A 15,677-nucleotide genomic window follows, 5' to 3' on the forward strand; every position below is an offset into this window, starting at 1 on the left:
AGAAATTTTTACATTCGGATTCGGGTATTTCTTATCTAAGATTGAGGTTCTGGTGAAATGATTGAATAGAATAATTCGCCAGATAACATATTTGGGGATTGATCATGCATAACGAGCTGGACGCCTATGACCGCCGGATTCTCGCCCTGTTGCAGGAAGACGCTTCGCTATCCAGCGCGCAGATTGCCGAGCAGGTCGGCCTATCGCAGTCGCCCTGCTGGCGGCGGATCCAGCGCTTGAAGGACGAAGGGGTGATCCGTGGCCAGGTGACCTTGCTGGATCGCAAGAAGATCGGGCTGAACACGCAGATCTTTGCCCAGATCAAGCTCAATGCCCACGGGCGCTCCAACTTCACCGAGTTCACCGAGGCGATCCGCGGTTTTCCGGAAGTGCTGGAGTGTTATGTGCTGATGGGAGCGGTGGATTTTCTGCTGCGGGTGGTGGCGGCGGACATCGAAGCCTACGAACGCTTCTTCTTCGAGAAGCTGTCCATGGTGCCCGGCATCCAGGAGGTGAACTCGATCGTTGCCCTGTCGGAGATCAAGTCCACCACCAGCCTGCCGGTTCTGCGCTGATCACATGCGCAGCAGGGTCTTCCAGGCGCGGTTCTGGAACACCGCGATGGCCTGGTGCTTGCGCGCCACCAGGGCCTCTTCGGTGATCGGCTCGTTGGCCAGTTGCGCCAGCTTGTTCAGCTCGCCGTAGAGACGGTCCAGCTCGGGGATCTCCAGCGCACCCCGAGCGTGGTGCAGCCAGGCCTGGATACGCTCGATACGCGGCAGTTGCTCGGCCAGGTCTTCGGGTTGCTGCTGGTAGCGCTGCAATTGCAGGGACGAAGCCTCTTCGGCCAGCAAACGTGGCAGCCAGCTCGCCAGCTGCGCGGCGCCCTGGCGGTTGCCCCGGGTGCTGCGCTCGGCAGTCCAGGCGCGGTCGAGCAACCAGCGCGAGGTGTTCAGGGAGAACAGGCCCCAGCGCACGTCCTGCAGTTCTTCGATGAACTGCTCCGGTGCTGCCTTGCGCACGTCCTCGTCATCGAGACCGGCCTGTACCAGCGGGCGCCAGTCTTCCAGCAGGGCGTCCAGGGCACTGCGCAGTTCAGCGGTGGACTGGCGCGGCGCAGCCTGGCCCAGGCTGCTGGCCAGGGCTCGCAGTTCGGCGAGGCACTCCACCCAGTCCTGCAGCAGGCGCCAGTGGCCATTGAAGCGATACTGCTCGGCCAGGCGCTGGCTGCTGGCCAGCAGGTGCCAGGCCAGGGCGGCGAAAGCTTCGTCCAGGGGCGTCTCGGCGTTCAGTTGCGGGGCAGGCAGGCTCAGGGAGTAGCTGCCGGCATCGAACAGGCGGTAACCGCGTTCGGCCTTGCTGATGTCGCAAGGCATCAGCGGCAGGGTCAGGGCCAGTTCCGCTGCCAGCTCCAGCAGGGCGGCCGGCTCGCCTTCGCGCAGTTCCAGCTCCAGCTCGCAGATTTCTTCCTTGTGTTTGCCGGCGATCACCTGGCCCAGGTCCAGCGCCGCCTCGATCACCACCTTGGCCTTGCCGCGGCCCCAGGCGATTTCCGCGCGCTCGCGGACGAAATCAGTGGTGAACAGGGGCTTGAGGGTCTTCTTGTCCAGTTCGGCCAGGGCCTCGGGCCAGCATTGGCCATCGAGTTTCTTCAGGTCGAGCTTGGCCTTGGGCAGTTGCCAGTCGTATTCGTTGCGTTCGGACAGGCCGGCGACGCTCTGCCCGCGGGTCTTGAGGGTCTGGATCACCACGTCGCCGTCACGGCGCAGGCGCAGGGCCACCTTGGCCTGGGCCAGGTCGCGGTCCGGAGTGTCGAAGTACTGGTTCATCAGCTCACGGCGTTCCCAGCCACTTTTGTTGCGTTTTTTCAGGAGCGGGTGCTCGCGCAGGGCGGCGAGGGTCTCGCGGCTGGCGCGGAGTTTGATTTCGGTTTCTTTCTGCATGGCCGGACAATCCAGGATCGGGAGCGCAGCCGGGGAAGAGTTGGCTGCCAAGGTCGTGCAGTGTACAGGACAAGGCGCCTGGAGGTGCCGCCACGGTTCCTTCGGCGGGGTAACAGCCCCTATGATGGGCCTCGTCCTGGAACTTGCGGAGCCCGCTCATGCCATTGCCGTCCATGAAGGATCAGTTCGCCGCCTTGATCGCAGCCCCTTCGGTGAGCTGCACCCAGCCTGCGCTGGACCAGTCCAATCGACCGGTCATCGACCTGCTTGCCGGCTGGCTCGGCGACCTGGGCTTTGCCTGCGACATCCAGCAAGTGAGCCCTGGCAAGTTCAACCTGCTGGCCAGTTTCGGCAGTGGTCCCGGTGGCCTGGTGCTGTCAGGCCATAGCGACACCGTGCCGTTCGATGCTGGGCTGTGGCAGACCGACCCCCTGAAACTGACCGAGGTCGACGGCCGCTGGGTCGGCCTTGGCAGCTGCGACATGAAGGGTTTCTTCGCCCTGGTCATCGAGGCGGTACAGCCGCTGCTGGCTCAGCCGTTCAAGCAGCCGTTGCTGATCCTGGCCACCTGTGACGAGGAAAGCTCCATGGCCGGGGCCCGGGCCCTGGCGCAAGCCGGTCATCCGCTGGGGCGTGCGGCAGTGATCGGTGAGCCTACGGGGCTCAAGCCGATCCGGCTGCACAAGGGCGTGATGATGGAGCGCATCGACATTCTCGGCCGTAGCGGTCATTCATCGGACCCGAGCCTGGGGCGCAGTGCCCTGGAAGCCATGCACGATGCCATCGGCGAGCTGCGTGGCCTGCGCTTGCAGTGGCAACGGGAATTTCGCAACCCGCAATTCAGCGTGCCGCAGCCGACCCTGAACTTCGGCTGCATCCACGGTGGCGACAACCCCAACCGCATCTGCGGCCAGTGCTCGCTGGAGTTCGACCTGCGACCCTTGCCGGGCATGGACCCGCAAGCCCTGCGCGAGGCGATCCGCCAGAGGCTCAGACCGGTGGCCGAACGACACGAGGTGCAGATCGATTACGCGCCACTGTTCCCCGCCGTGCCGCCGTTCGAGCAGGCCGAGGATGCCGAGTTGGTGCGTGTAGCCGAACGTCTTACAGGTCATCGCGCCGAAGCAGTGGCGTTCGGCACTGAAGCACCTTATCTTCAGCGCCTCGGTTGCCAGACCCTGGTGCTCGGCCCGGGGGATATCGCCTGCGCCCATCAGCCAGGCGAGTACCTTGAAATGTCACGCTTGCAGCCTACCGTGCATCTATTGCGTGAACTGATCGAATATTACTGCCTGACCCCGGCTCAATTTCAGTAAATTGCCGTCGTCCCTGTCCGTACCCATGAGGAGAGTAAGCGTGTTGCCAAGCCTGTTCCGACGATAACCATCAGCCCGCTGTGCGTTTTCCATTTCGTCCTTCCATAGGCTGCTTTTTATTTACAGGCTCAGGTTCATGCCCGAATACGTCAATTGGCTCCGTCACGCGTCTCCCTATATCAACGCCCACCGCGACTGCACCTTCGTGGTCATGCTGCCCGGCGACGGCGTTGAACACGCCAACTTCGGCAATATCGTCCACGACCTGGTGCTGCTCCACAGCCTGGGTGTGCGCCTGGTGCTGGTGCACGGTTCGCGTCCCCAGATCGAGTCGCGCCTTGCCGCTCGTGGCCTGACCCCGCATTACCACCACGGCATGCGGATTACCGACGCGGCGACCCTGGAGTGCGTGATAGACGCCGTTGGCCAGCTGCGCATCGCCATCGAGGCACGCTTGTCCATGGACATGGCGTCTTCACCGATGCAGGGCTCACGGTTGCGGGTCGCCAGCGGCAACCTGGTGACCGCGCGCCCGATCGGCGTGCTGGAAGGCGTCGACTACCACCACACCGGCGAGGTGCGCCGGGTCGACCGCAAGGGCATCAACCGCCTGCTGGACGAGCGCTCCATCGTGCTGTTGTCGCCCCTGGGGTACTCGCCCACTGGTGAAACCTTCAACTTGGCCTGTGAAGACGTGGCCACCCGCGCTGCCATCGACCTGGGTGCCGACAAGCTGCTGCTGTTCGGTGCGGACCCGGGACTGCTGGACGACAACGGCAAGCTGGTGCGTGAGCTGCGTCCGCAACAGGTGCCAGCCCACCTGCAGCGGCTGGGGGCCAACTACCAGGCCGAGCTGCTGGATGCGGCCGCTGAGGCCTGCCGGGGTGGAGTGGGGCGCAGCCATATCGTCAGTTATGCCGAGGATGGGGCGCTGCTGACCGAACTCTTCACCCGTGATGGCGGCGGCACCCTGGTGGCCCAGGAGCAATTCGAGCGAGTGCGCGAGGCGGCGATCGAAGATGTCGGCGGCCTGCTGGAGCTGATCAGCCCACTGGAAGAGCAGGGCATCCTGGTGCGGCGTTCCCGCGAGGTGCTGGAGCGCGAGATCGAGCAGTTCAGCGTGGTCGAGCGCGAGGGCATGATCATCGCCTGCGCCGCGCTGTACCAGATTGCCGATTCCGAAGCCGGAGAGCTGGCCTGCCTGGCGGTGAACCCCGAGTACCGGCACGGCAAGCGTGGCGACGAACTGCTGGAAAGGATCGAGGCCCGGGCCCGGGACCAGGGCCTCAAGACCCTGTTCGTCCTCACTACCCGTACCGCCCACTGGTTCCGTGAGCGGGGCTTCGTGCCTAGCAGCGTTGAGCGCCTGCCCTCGGCCCGGGCCTCTCTGTACAACTACCAGCGCAATTCGAAGATCTTCGAAAAAGCCCTCTGACGTTGTTCCTCCCATGAAAAAGCCGCGCTCGATCCAAGGATCGAAGCGCGGCTTTGCATATGTCAGAAAAATTTCAGTTCAATACTAAAACTGTAACAAATTGACGGGAGGATAGGCTCTTAGCCATGATTGCGTCGCTTTTTCGATCCCTAATGACGTGTTTATTGATGCCGTCCCGGGATTGGAAGGGTGCAACTGCGGGAAAATATTTTTCAGGAATAGGCTTGCAAGCGTCTAGGCTGGACCATTTGGCTGGTTAATGACGAGCTTTATTCCTGAATGGTATGAGAAAGAATTGAATAATTCTTTTTGGGTTTATGAGTGATTCATTACCCTACATGGACCCGATAACTGCGATTAGACCATGGTCGAAGACACAGGTCGTTACGATTGACTTATCAGTCACGGTCTGGCGCTAATCGCGCATCTGTGGCACCCGGGCGTTTCGATCCGGGGCCAGGAACCACAAGAATTAGAAAACGAGAGGAGCGATACATGAACAAGTCCACCTTGGCCCTGGCTGTGGCCGTAGGGGTTTTGGCGCAGCAGGCAGGCGCCGCCGGTTTCATCGAAGATAGCAAGGCCACCCTGGGGCTGCGTAACTTCTATATCAATACCGATAACCGCGACGGCGACACCAAAGCGGCCGGCGCCCAAAACAAGCAGGAAGAATGGGGTCAAGGCTTCCAGCTCAACTTCACTTCCGGCTACACCGAAGGCACCGTAGGTTTCGGCCTCGACGCCATCGGCCTGCTGGGCATCAAGCTGGACTCGGGCGGCGGCACCAACGGCGCTACCGCTACCTCCTATGGCGGCACTGTCTTCCCAAGCAAATCCAATGGCAAAGCGGTCGACAACTACTCCAGCCTGGGCCTGACCGCCAAGGCCAAGATCTCCCAGACCGAGCTGAAGCTGGGTACCCTGCAGCCAAAACTGCCGGTCATCGTGACCAACGATGGTCGCATGCTGCCGCAAACCTTCCAGGGTGGTCAGATCACCACCAACGAGATCAAGGACCTGACCCTGGTCGGTGGCCAGATCGAACACGCGAAGGGTCGTAACTCCAGCAACAACGAAGAGCTGTCGATCGCTGGTGCCAACGCGCACACCGCCTCGGGCCGCGATAGCAACAAGTTCCTCTACGGTGGTGGTGACTACAAGATCACCAAGGATCTGACCGCCCAGTACTACTACGGCAACCTGAAAGACTTCTACAAGCAGCACTTCCTGGGCCTGACCCACAACTGGGCTATCGGCCCGGGCGTGTTGAAGTCCGACCTGCGCTACTTCAATAGCCGTAACGACGGTGCCAATGGCCACGATTCGGCCTACTACACCACCGGTGACTACGGCACTGGCTTCACCAAGGGCAAGGTCGACAACCGTCTGATCAGCGGCCTGTTCCTTTACTCGGTTTCCGGCCACACCTTCGGTGGTGGTTACCAGGTGAGCAACGGCGACAGCGACTTCCCTTGGCTGAACCAGGGCGACGGTTCGTCGGCCTACCTGACTACCGACATGCAGATCCAGAAGTTCGCCCGTGCTGGCGAGCGTACCTGGCAAGCGCGCTACTCCTATGACTTCGCCAAGGTGGGCCTGCCAGGCCTGACCGCCGGCCTGGTCTACCTGCGTGGCGACAACATCGATACTTCCGGCAAGGTCGGTGCCACCCAGCGTACCGTTTCGGCCACTGGCCGCAGCGAATGGGAACGCGACCTGACTGTCGCCTACGTGATCCCGGAAGGTCCGCTGAAAAACCTGGGCCTCACCTGGAAAAACGCCATGTGGCGCAACGACATTCCGGGCCAGCGCAATCAGGACGAAAACCGCCTGATCGTCAGCTACTCGATCCCGCTGCTGTAATCGCAATAAAACCTCGCCCGGCGCAATGCCGGGCGAGGTACTGCTTCAAGTCAGGCCCACCCCCGTGAGCCCATCCTGAGTTCTCCTCTTTCTACAGCGTCTACCGCTACTCAAGGCCTTCTCGAACCTTGCTGGGCAGGTTGGTCCGTGGCTGCCTGCGCGTCCAGTGAAGAGATTTTTAATATTCGAAATAGCTATTAATAAATCGATATTTATTCTTTTTAAATGATCTCCTGTGCAGGCAAAGTAGGCCCATACCGCACTCACAGGAGCAGCACCCATGAGCCTCAGACTGGGCGACATCGCCCCCGACTTCGAACAGGATTCCAGTGCCGGCAAGATTCGTTTCCACGAGTGGCTGGGTGATAGCTGGGGCGTGCTGTTTTCCCATCCGGCGGATTTTACCCCGGTGTGCACCACGGAGCTGGGCTTCACCGCCAAGCTCAAGGATGAATTCGCCCAGCGTGGCGTGAAGGCCATCGCCCTGTCGGTCGACCCTGTGGACTCCCATCACCGCTGGATCGAGGACATCAACGAGACCCAGGATACCCGGGTCAATTTCCCGATCCTGGCCGATGCCGATCGCAAGGTGTCGGACCTCTACGACCTGATCCACCCCAATGCCAGCGACACCCTGACAGTGCGTTCGCTGTTCATCATCGACCCGAGCAAGAAGATTCGCCTGACCATCACCTACCCGGCCAGCACCGGGCGCAACTTCCACGAAATCCTGCGGGTGATCGACTCGCTGCAGCTTACCGACAACTACAAGGTGGCCACCCCGGCCAACTGGCAGGACGGTGACGAAGTGGTGATCGTGCCGTCCCTCAAGGACGAAGAAGAGATCAAGCGGCGTTTTCCCAAAGGCTACCGTACAGTCAAGCCCTACCTGCGCCTGACTCCACAACCCAACCGTTGAAGCCATCGGCTCGACAGGGGGAAAGATCCATAAAGCAGGGGTTTTCAGGCCGTTTCGACGGCCTATTTTTTTGCCTGTGCCAAATGCCTCCATATATTCATATATGGAATAAACAAATGAATAAATAAGATTTATGGATATAAAAATAGGCTGTTAAGGTCTGTTCAGTCCGGCGAGATCGCATCCCGCGAATCGCCTCAATCGCTCAAGGAATCCCTGCATGCTGGTGGTCTCTCTCGGTGGCAGTCCCAGCCAACGCTCCCGTTCCGGAGTGCTGCTGGAGTTGGCCAAGCGCTGGTTACAGCAGCAAGGCGTGGAAGTGGTCAGTTACCAGGTGCGGGATTTCCCTGCCGAGGACTTGCTCCATGCCCGCTTCGACAGCCCCAGGATCATCGACCTGCTGCAACAGATCGAACAGGCCGATGGCCTGCTGATCGCCACGCCGGTGTACAAGGCGTCGTTCTCTGGAGCGCTCAAGACCCTGCTCGACCTGCTCCCCGAGCGCGCCCTGCATCACAAGGTGGTGCTGCCCATGGCCACCGGCGGCAGCATCGCCCACATGCTGGCGGTGGACTACGCCTTGAAGCCCGTGCTGTCGGCGCTCAAGGCCCAGGAGATGCTCCAGGGAATCTTTGCCGAGGACAGCCAGATTGCCTACGGCGAAGGCAGCGCCCAGCCACAACTGGCCCCGGCCCTGGAGCAACGCCTGCACGAGGCCCTGGAACAGTTCCACAGTGCCCTGGCGCGCCGTCCCAAGCCATTGGACCCGGGCCTGTTGAATGAACGCCTGTTGAGTGCTCGCTGGAGCATTTGAACCACACCCTGATTTGAATCACTGGCCTTACTCGCCCGCCAACGGGCAAGCAGGTGCAGCCATAACCCCTGAGCAAAAAGGAGAGCGCCATGCGCCCTGTCATTTTGCGTCGCGGTCTGGTCGCTCTGTTTGCTGCGGCTGTGTCCTTCGGCGCCATTGTCCAAGCCCAAGCCGAGACCTTGCGTATCGGTTACCAGAAATACGGCACCCTGGTGCTGCTCAGGGCCAAGGGCTCCCTGGAGAAGCGCCTGGCGCAGCAGGGCATCGACGTGCAGTGGACCGAGTTCCCCGGCGGTCCGCAGTTGCTGGAAGGGTTGAACGTCGGCTCCATCGATTTCGGCGTGACCGGCGAGACTCCGCCGGTATTCGCCCAGGCCGCCGGCGCCGACCTGCTCTATGTGGCGTACGAACCGCCAGCCCCCCACAGCGAAGCGATCCTGGTGCCCAAGGGCTCGCCGATCCAGTCGGTGCAGGACCTCAAGGGCAAGAAGGTGGTGCTGAACAAGGGGTCCAACGTTCATTACCTGCTGGTCCGCGCCCTGGAAGATGCCGGGCTCAAGTACAGCGAGATCCAGACCGTGTTCCTGCCACCGGCCGATGCCCGTGCGGCCTTCGAGCGCGGCAGCGTCGATGCCTGGGTGATCTGGGACCCTTACCAGGCTGCCGCCGAACAGCAGTTGCAGGCCCGCACCCTGCGTGACGGCGGTGGCATCGTCGACAACCACCAGTTCTACCTGGCCACCAAGCCCTACGCACAACGACATCCCGAGGTGATCAAGACCCTGGTGGAAGAAGTGCGGGCGGTGGGCGAATGGTCCAGGGCCAACCCGCAGGAGGTCACCGACCAGGTGGCGCCGCTGCTGGGCCTATCCCCGGAAATAACCCTGACCTCGGTGAAACGCCAGGGCTATGGCGCAGGCTTCCTGACCCCGGAAGTGATCGCCGCGCAACAGAAGATCGCCGACAGCTTCTACCAGCTCAAGCTGATTCCCAAGCCCCTGAGCATCAAAGATGTGATCTGGACGCCCAGCGCCACCATGGCCAAAGCGCCGTAACCCGACCCCTTAGGAGACCACTCCATGAGCCTCAACATCTTCTGGTTCCTGCCCACCCACGGCGACGGCCATTACCTTGGCACCGCCGAAGGCGCTCGCGCCGTCGATCATGGTTATTTGCAACAGATCGCCCAGGCCGCCGACCGTCTCGGTTTTGGTGGCGTGCTGATCCCTACCGGACGGTCCTGCGAGGACTCCTGGTTGGTGGCGGCGTCGCTGATTCCGGTGACCCAGCGTCTGAAATTCCTTGTCGCGCTGCGTCCCGGGATCATTTCCCCGACGGTGGCAGCGCGTCAGGCAGCAACCCTGGATCGCTTGTCCGGCGGCCGGGCCCTGTTCAACCTGGTGACCGGCGGCGACCCGGATGAGCTGGCCGGTGATGGCCTGTTCCTCGACCATGAACAGCGTTACCAGGCTTCGGTGGAGTTCACCCGTATCTGGCGCCGGGTACTGGAAGGCGAAACCGTGAACTACGACGGCCAGCACATCAGCGTGAAGGGCGCCAAGCTGCTCTATCCGCCGCTCCAGCAACCCCGTCCACCGCTGTACTTTGGCGGCTCCTCGGAAGCCGCCCAGGATCTGGCCGCCGAGCAGGTGGAAATGGTGCTGACCTGGGGCGAACCACCGGCCGCAGTGGCCGAGAAGATCCAGCAAGTGCGGGACAAGGCCGCCAAGCTCGGGCGCACCGTGCGCTTCGGCATCCGGTTGCACGTGATCGTGCGCGAAACCAACGACGAAGCCTGGAAAGCGGCGGACAAGCTGATCTCGCACCTGGACGACGACACCATTGCCCGGGCCCAGGCCTCCCTGGCGCGTTTCGACTCGGTGGGCCAGCAGCGCATGGCGGCCCTGCACGGCGGCCGTCGCGACCGGCTGGAAGTCAGCCCCAACCTCTGGGCCGGGGTTGGCCTGGTGCGTGGGGGAGCTGGCACCGCCCTGGTGGGCGATGGGCCGACCGTGGCGGCGCGGATGAAGGAGTATGCCGACCTGGGCATCGATACGTTCATCTTCTCCGGTTATCCCCATCTGGAGGAGTCCTATCGGGTGGCCGAACTGCTGTTCCCGCACCTGGACATCGAACGTCCCAAGCTGCCGGAAGCCGCAGGTTACGTCAGCCCGTTCGGCGAGATGGTGGCCAACGACATCATTCCCAAAGCCGTGTCCCAGAGCTGAGGTGCGGCCATGAACGGACAACGCATAGTGCATCGGCTGGCGCCCTGGGGGCTGCCGTTGCTGCTGCTCGCGGTGTGGCAGCTGGCAGTGTCGGCGGGCTGGTTGTCGACGCGCATCCTGCCGGCTCCCAGCGCAGTGATCGAAGCCGGGGCCAGCCTGATACGCAGTGGCGACATCTGGACCCACCTGGCCATCAGCGGCTGGCGCGCGGGCCTGGGTTTTGTCATTGGCGGCGGCATCGGCCTGGCGCTGGGCTTCATCACTGGCCTGTCGAAGTGGGGCGAGCGCCTGCTGGACAGCTCGGTGCAGATGATCCGCAACGTGCCACACCTGGCACTGATCCCGCTGGTGATCCTGTGGTTTGGCATCGATGAGTCGGCGAAGATCTTCCTGGTGGCCCTGGGCACGCTGTTTCCGATCTACCTCAATACCTACCACGGCATCCGCAACGTCGATCCGGCGCTGGTGGAGATGGCCCGCAGTTATGGCCTGTCCGGCTTCGCCCTGTTTCGCCAGGTGATCCTGCCCGGTGCCTTGCCGTCCATCCTGGTTGGGGTGCGCTTTGCCCTGGGCTTCATGTGGCTGACCCTGATCGTGGCCGAGACCATTTCCGCCAGTTCGGGCATCGGTTACCTGGCGATGAACGCCCGAGAGTTCCTGCAGACCGACGTGGTGGTGCTGGCAATCGTCATGTACGCCGTGCTGGGCAAGCTGGCGGACCTGGCAGCGCGAGGCCTGGAGCGGGTCTGGCTGCGCTGGCATCCGGCCTATCAGGTAGCCAAAGGCGGTGCCCAATGACGGCTCAACAACCTCCGCGGCTGCTGCAGGGCATTCCCCTGGCGGTGCGCAAGCTGCAAAAGACCTTCGGCTCGCGGCAAGTGCTGCGGGAAATCGACCTGCACATTCCTGCCGGCCAGTTCGTCGCGGTGGTGGGGCGCAGCGGCTGCGGCAAAAGTACCTTGCTGCGCCTGCTGGCCGGCCTCGACCAGCCCAGCGCCGGCCAATTGCTGGCCGGTGCCGCGCCCTTGAGCGCAGCCATCGAAGACACCCGGCTGATGTTCCAGGAGGCGCGCCTGCTGCCCTGGAAGAAGGTCATCGACAACGTCGGGCTCGGACTCAAGGGCAACTGGCGGCCCCAGGCCCTGCAAGCTCTCGAAGCCGTGGGCCTGGCCGATCGCGCCCAGGAATGGCCGGCGGCGTTGTCCGGTGGCCAGAAGCAGCGTGTAGCCCTGGCCCGCGCGCTGATTCACCAACCTCGGCTGTTGCTGCTGGACGAACCGCTGGGGGCCCTGGATGCCCTGACCCGGATCGAGATGCAGCAGTTGATCGAGCGGCTGTGGCAGCAGCATGGCTTCACCGTCCTGCTGGTGACCCACGATGTCAGCGAGGCGGTGGCGATTGCCGATCGGGTGATCCTGATCGAGGACGGCGAGGTGGGGCTGGACCTGCACGTCGAGCTGCCGCGTCCGCGAGTGCGGGGTTCCCATCGCCTGGCGGCCCTGGAAACCCAAGTCCTGAACCGCGTGCTGTCACTGCCCGGCTCGCCGCCGGAACCGGAACCCGTTTCACCTTTGCCCACGCAGTTGCGTTGGGCGCTCTAGAGCAGCGGCAAGCAAGAGTGTTGTGCTTCTGTTTGCCGCTGACCGCTTGAAACTTGCAGCTCTGTTTTTCGACCCCAGGAGAAATACCATGACCATCAAAGCCATCAACGTTCGCAACCAGTTCAAGGGCACCATCAAGGAAATCGTCGAGGGTGATGTGCTGTCGGAAATCGACGTGCAGACCGCCTCCGGGATTGTCACTTCAGTGATCACCACCCGGTCGGTCAAGGAGCTGGAGCTGTCCATCGGCAGTGAAGTGATTGCTTTCGTGAAGTCCACCGAGGTCTCGATCGCCAAGTTGTGAGCACTGCGGTAGCAGGCCTCGCAGGGTGCAAGTCCTGCGGGGCTTTTTTCATGGGCGCTGTAAATACCGGTCAGATTTGATACTTTCCCTGCTTTCGCAAGGCCTGAACAGTACAGACATGACAACACAGCAGGGTCCAAACGCAGGGTACCTGGAGTTCGACCGCGATCATTGGGCGGCTCTCCGGGGTGGAGAGCCCATGAGCCTGGCGCCGTCCGAGATGGAGACGCTGACCAGTCCGACCCAGCCCATGGCGCCCGAGGAGGTGAGGCAGATCCTGCTTCCCCTGTCGCGCCTGCTGCATTTGCATGCAGCGCGGGTGCAGGCAATGAAGGCGCCGCAGGCCGGGGCCAAGGTGCCTTATGTGATCGGTGTGTCCGGTAGTGTCGCGGTGGGCAAGAGCAGCTTTGCCAGGGTCCTGGCGGCGTTGCTGGCCTATTGGCCGGGCACGCCGAATGTGCACCTGGTGACCACCGACTCGTTCCTTTACCCCCTGGCGACCCTGCAGGAAAAGAACATCCTGCATCGCAAGGGGTTTCCCGAGTCCTACGACGAACCGCTGTTCCTGGCGTTCCTGCAGGCGGTGTGCCGGCGGGGCGAGGCTGCGCAGATCCCCATCTACTCCCATGTGCGCTACGACATCCTGGCCGACGAGGCGCAGTCGGTGGAGGCGCCGGACATCATCATCCTCGAGGGCCTGAATGTCCTGCAGGGCGAGCAGGGGCAGGGCCTGCATGCCCTGGACTTCATCGACTTCTCGATCTACGTCGATGCCGCGCCGGAGGCCATCAAGACCTGGTACCTGGAGCGCTTCGTCTACCTGAAGAACACCGCTTTCCAGTCGGCCGATTCCTACTTCAACAAGTTCAAGGGGCTGTCCGACCCCGAGGCGCTGGCCATGGCGTCCGACACCTGGGATCGGGTGAACCTGAAGAATCTTGTCGAGAACATCCTGCCGACCCGGGAACGGGCCAACCTGATCATCCACAAGACCCTGGATCATCACATCGACAAGCTGTCGTTGCGCGAGGCCTGAGGGTCAGAGCGGCGCGGCTCGCCTGGGCAGGTAGGGCGGCAAGTACAGGCCCAGGTAGGCATCGAACACGCGCATGCCTTCCTCGGCCATGCGCGGGGTGATCTGCCCGTGTTGCTGCACCGAGCGGGCGTACACACGGTCGCCCAGCTCCATCGCCAGGGCGAACACGTCCACATCCCGAGGCAGGGCCGGCAGCTCGAAGTGCCGGTCGAACAGCTGGAACATCAGCTCGCCCAGTTCGAGATCGTGCTGGCGGTCGGCCTGGGTCACCTCGGTCAGGCCGTGCTGCGCGAGGATCAACTGGCGGGCCGCGGCGTCTTCGTCGTAGATGGCCAGCATGCGCTGCTCCACCAATCGCGACAGGTGGCCCCAGTTGTCGAGTTGCTCATGCTCGATGGGGGCCTGCAGGCAGGCTCGGAACGCGGCGTGGACATCGGCGGTGAGGGCTTCCAGCAGCGCCGGGACGCTGGCGAAGAAGTGATAGACCGATGACGGCGGGATCTGCGCCCGTTCGGCCACGCTGTAGATCGACAGGCTGGCCACGCCCTCGGCGGCCAGCAGGGCGCGGGCGGCGTCGAGTATCGAGTCGATCCGGGCCTGGCTGCGTGCACGAGGTTTGCGAAGAGGGGCGGTACGCGTCATCGGGGTCTCCTGTTGGACAGCCGGCATTGTACGCCAGAGGGCGGGGCTCCCTGTAGCGCCAGGCAGGTGTCGCGTTTGCGGATCACGGGCATAAAAAAACGCCGCGGGCCTTGGGCGCGCGGCGTTCTTGGAGGCTGGTCGCCTAGACGGTATGCAGGTACCAGTTGTACTCGAGGTCGGAGATCGAATGTTCGAACTCCTCCAGCTCGCTTTCCTTGCACGCGACGAAGATGTCGATGTACTTCGGATCGATGTACTTGTTGAGGATCTCGCTGTCGTCCAGCTCGCGCAGTGCGTCGCGCAGGTTGTTCGGCAGGCTCTGCTCCACCTGTTCGTAGGCATTGCCCTCGATCGGCGTGCTGGGCTCGACCTTGTTGGTCAGGCCGTGATGCACGCCTGCCAATACCGAAGCCATCAGCAGGTAGGGGTTGGCGTCGGCGCCCGCCACCCGGTGCTCGATGCGCACTGCATCCGACGAGCCGGTTGGAACGCGCAGCGCCACGGTACGGTTGTCCAGGCCCCAGCTCGGTGCGTTCGGCACGTAGAACTGGGCACCGAAACGGCGGTAGGAGTTGACGTTCGGGCACAGGAAGGCCATCGACGCTGGCAGGGTCTCGAGCACACCGCCGATCGCGTGACGCAATGCGGCGTTCTGCTCGGGATCCTCGCTGGTGAAGATGTTCTTGCCATCCTTGTCCAGCACCGAGATATGGACGTGCAGACCATTGCCCGCCTGGCCTGGATACGGCTTGGCCATGAAGGTGGTGTCCATTTCATGGTCGTAGGCGATGTTCTTGATCAGGCGCTTGAGCAGTACCGCGTAATCGCAAGCCTTCAGCGGGTCGGCGACGTGGTGCAGGTTCACTTCGAACTGCGCCGGGGCACTTTCCTTGACGATGGCGTCGGCCGGGATGCCTTGTTCCTTGGCACCTTCGAGGATGTCCTGGAGGCAATCGACGTACTCGTCGAGGTCGTCGATCAGGTAGACCTGGGTCGACTGCGGGCGCTTGCCGGAAATCGGCGAGCGCGGCGGCTGTGGACGGCCGTTCACGTTCTCCTGGTCGATCAGGTAGAACTCCAGCTCGAACGCGGCGCAGATGGTCAGGCCCAGCTCGTCGAACTTGCTCACCACCTGACGCAGCACTTCACGGGGGTCGGCGAAGAACGGCGCGCCTTCCATTTCGTGCATGGTCATCAGCAGTTGGGCGGTGGGACGCTTCTGCCAGGGTTCGTTGGAGAGCGTGTCGGGGATCGGATAGCAGATCCGGTCAGCGTCACCGATATCCAGGCCCAGCCCGGTGCTTTCCACCGTGGAGCCGTTGATATCCAGAGCAAAGAGTGAAGCCGGGAGGTTGATGCCTTTCTCGTAAACCTTGTGGAGGCTGGTGCGTTCGATGCGCTTGCCGCGCACCACACCATTCATATCCGCAATCAGAAGGTCGACGTACAGAACCTCAGGATGTTCCTTAAGGAACGCGTTCGCTTCGTTCAGCTGAACGGCACGCGGGGGTACCGACATGATGCAACACCTTTGTTGTTAAAAATATCAATCATTGATCTTTTCCGGTTTCAGTCA

The 15,677-nt window shown here is 62.5% G+C and carries 15 protein-coding genes; 12 read left to right on the forward strand and 3 right to left on the reverse strand.

What is annotated here, in order from left to right; translation table 11 throughout:
• Positions 1-104: 104 nt before the first annotated feature.
• Positions 105-575, forward strand: coding sequence for an Lrp/AsnC family transcriptional regulator (locus LGQ10_RS20590; protein WP_226523036.1), 471 nt, complete (start codon positions 105-107; stop codon positions 573-575).
• Here the strand turns inward: LGQ10_RS20590 and LGQ10_RS20595 are convergent, their stop codons facing one another.
• On the reverse strand, positions 576-1,943 hold the full coding sequence (locus tag LGQ10_RS20595) for an inorganic triphosphatase (protein WP_226523037.1): 1,368 nt from the start codon (positions 1,941-1,943) through the stop codon (positions 576-578).
• Between the two features lie 158 nt (positions 1,944-2,101).
• On the opposite strand from LGQ10_RS20595, the gene argE reads away from it, so the two are divergent.
• The 11 genes from argE to coaA all read left to right on the forward strand — a co-directional run bounded on the left by argE (position 2,102) and on the right by coaA (position 13,459).
• Complete coding sequence (gene argE / locus LGQ10_RS20600; RefSeq protein ID WP_226523038.1) at positions 2,102-3,259, forward strand: acetylornithine deacetylase; 1,158 nt, start codon at positions 2,102-2,104, stop codon at positions 3,257-3,259.
• 136 nt (positions 3,260-3,395) lie between these two features.
• Positions 3,396-4,694, forward strand: a complete 1,299-nt coding sequence (gene argA, locus LGQ10_RS20605) for an amino-acid N-acetyltransferase (protein ID WP_058435699.1) — start codon at positions 3,396-3,398, stop codon at positions 4,692-4,694.
• A 495-nt stretch (positions 4,695-5,189) separates the two neighbouring features.
• On the forward strand, positions 5,190-6,557 hold the full coding sequence (locus LGQ10_RS20610) for an OprD family porin (protein ID WP_226523039.1): 1,368 nt from the start codon (positions 5,190-5,192) through the stop codon (positions 6,555-6,557).
• Positions 6,558-6,837: 280 nt separating this feature from the next.
• Positions 6,838-7,476, forward strand: coding sequence for a peroxiredoxin (locus LGQ10_RS20615; RefSeq protein WP_058436136.1), 639 nt, complete (start codon positions 6,838-6,840; stop codon positions 7,474-7,476).
• A gap of 220 nt (positions 7,477-7,696) precedes the next feature.
• A complete protein-coding gene (ssuE, locus tag LGQ10_RS20620) occupies positions 7,697-8,290 on the forward strand; it encodes an NADPH-dependent FMN reductase (RefSeq protein ID WP_226523040.1) in 594 nt (197 codons plus the stop codon).
• Between the two features lie 89 nt (positions 8,291-8,379).
• Positions 8,380-9,345 carry a sulfonate ABC transporter substrate-binding protein gene (locus tag LGQ10_RS20625; protein WP_226523041.1) on the forward strand — a complete coding sequence of 322 codons (966 nt, stop codon included), beginning with the start codon at positions 8,380-8,382 and terminating at the stop codon, positions 9,343-9,345.
• Between the two features lie 24 nt (positions 9,346-9,369).
• Positions 9,370-10,518: an FMNH2-dependent alkanesulfonate monooxygenase gene (gene ssuD / locus LGQ10_RS20630; RefSeq protein WP_226523042.1), complete on the forward strand. Its 1,149-nt coding sequence runs from the start codon at positions 9,370-9,372 to the stop codon at positions 10,516-10,518.
• A 9-nt stretch (positions 10,519-10,527) separates the two neighbouring features.
• On the forward strand, positions 10,528-11,316 hold the full coding sequence (gene ssuC, locus LGQ10_RS20635; protein WP_226523043.1) for an aliphatic sulfonate ABC transporter permease SsuC: 789 nt from the start codon (positions 10,528-10,530) through the stop codon (positions 11,314-11,316).
• Positions 11,313-12,119: an aliphatic sulfonates ABC transporter ATP-binding protein gene (gene ssuB / locus LGQ10_RS20640; RefSeq protein ID WP_226523044.1), complete on the forward strand. Its 807-nt coding sequence runs from the start codon at positions 11,313-11,315 to the stop codon at positions 12,117-12,119. The genes ssuC and ssuB overlap by 4 nt, the downstream gene beginning before the upstream one ends.
• An 88-nt stretch (positions 12,120-12,207) precedes the next feature.
• Positions 12,208-12,423: a TOBE domain-containing protein gene (locus LGQ10_RS20645; RefSeq protein WP_011064106.1), complete on the forward strand. Its 216-nt coding sequence runs from the start codon at positions 12,208-12,210 to the stop codon at positions 12,421-12,423.
• A 118-nt stretch (positions 12,424-12,541) separates the two neighbouring features.
• Positions 12,542-13,459 (forward strand): type I pantothenate kinase, encoded by a 918-nt coding sequence (gene coaA, locus LGQ10_RS20650; RefSeq protein ID WP_226523045.1) that lies wholly within the window; start codon positions 12,542-12,544, stop codon positions 13,457-13,459.
• A 3-nt stretch (positions 13,460-13,462) separates the two neighbouring features.
• On the opposite strand, the gene LGQ10_RS20655 is transcribed toward coaA, so the two are convergent.
• Entirely contained in the window at positions 13,463-14,101 is a 639-nt protein-coding gene (locus LGQ10_RS20655) for a TetR/AcrR family transcriptional regulator (RefSeq protein ID WP_058433667.1), read from the reverse strand.
• 142 nt (positions 14,102-14,243) lie between these two features.
• Positions 14,244-15,620 carry a glutamine synthetase family protein gene (locus tag LGQ10_RS20660; protein ID WP_226523046.1) on the reverse strand — a complete coding sequence of 459 codons (1,377 nt, stop codon included), beginning with the start codon at positions 15,618-15,620 and terminating at the stop codon, positions 14,244-14,246.
• Positions 15,621-15,677 lie beyond the last annotated feature (57 nt).

The organism is Pseudomonas sp. L5B5, assembly GCF_020520285.1.
Lineage (GTDB): Bacteria > Pseudomonadota > Gammaproteobacteria > Pseudomonadales > Pseudomonadaceae > Aquipseudomonas.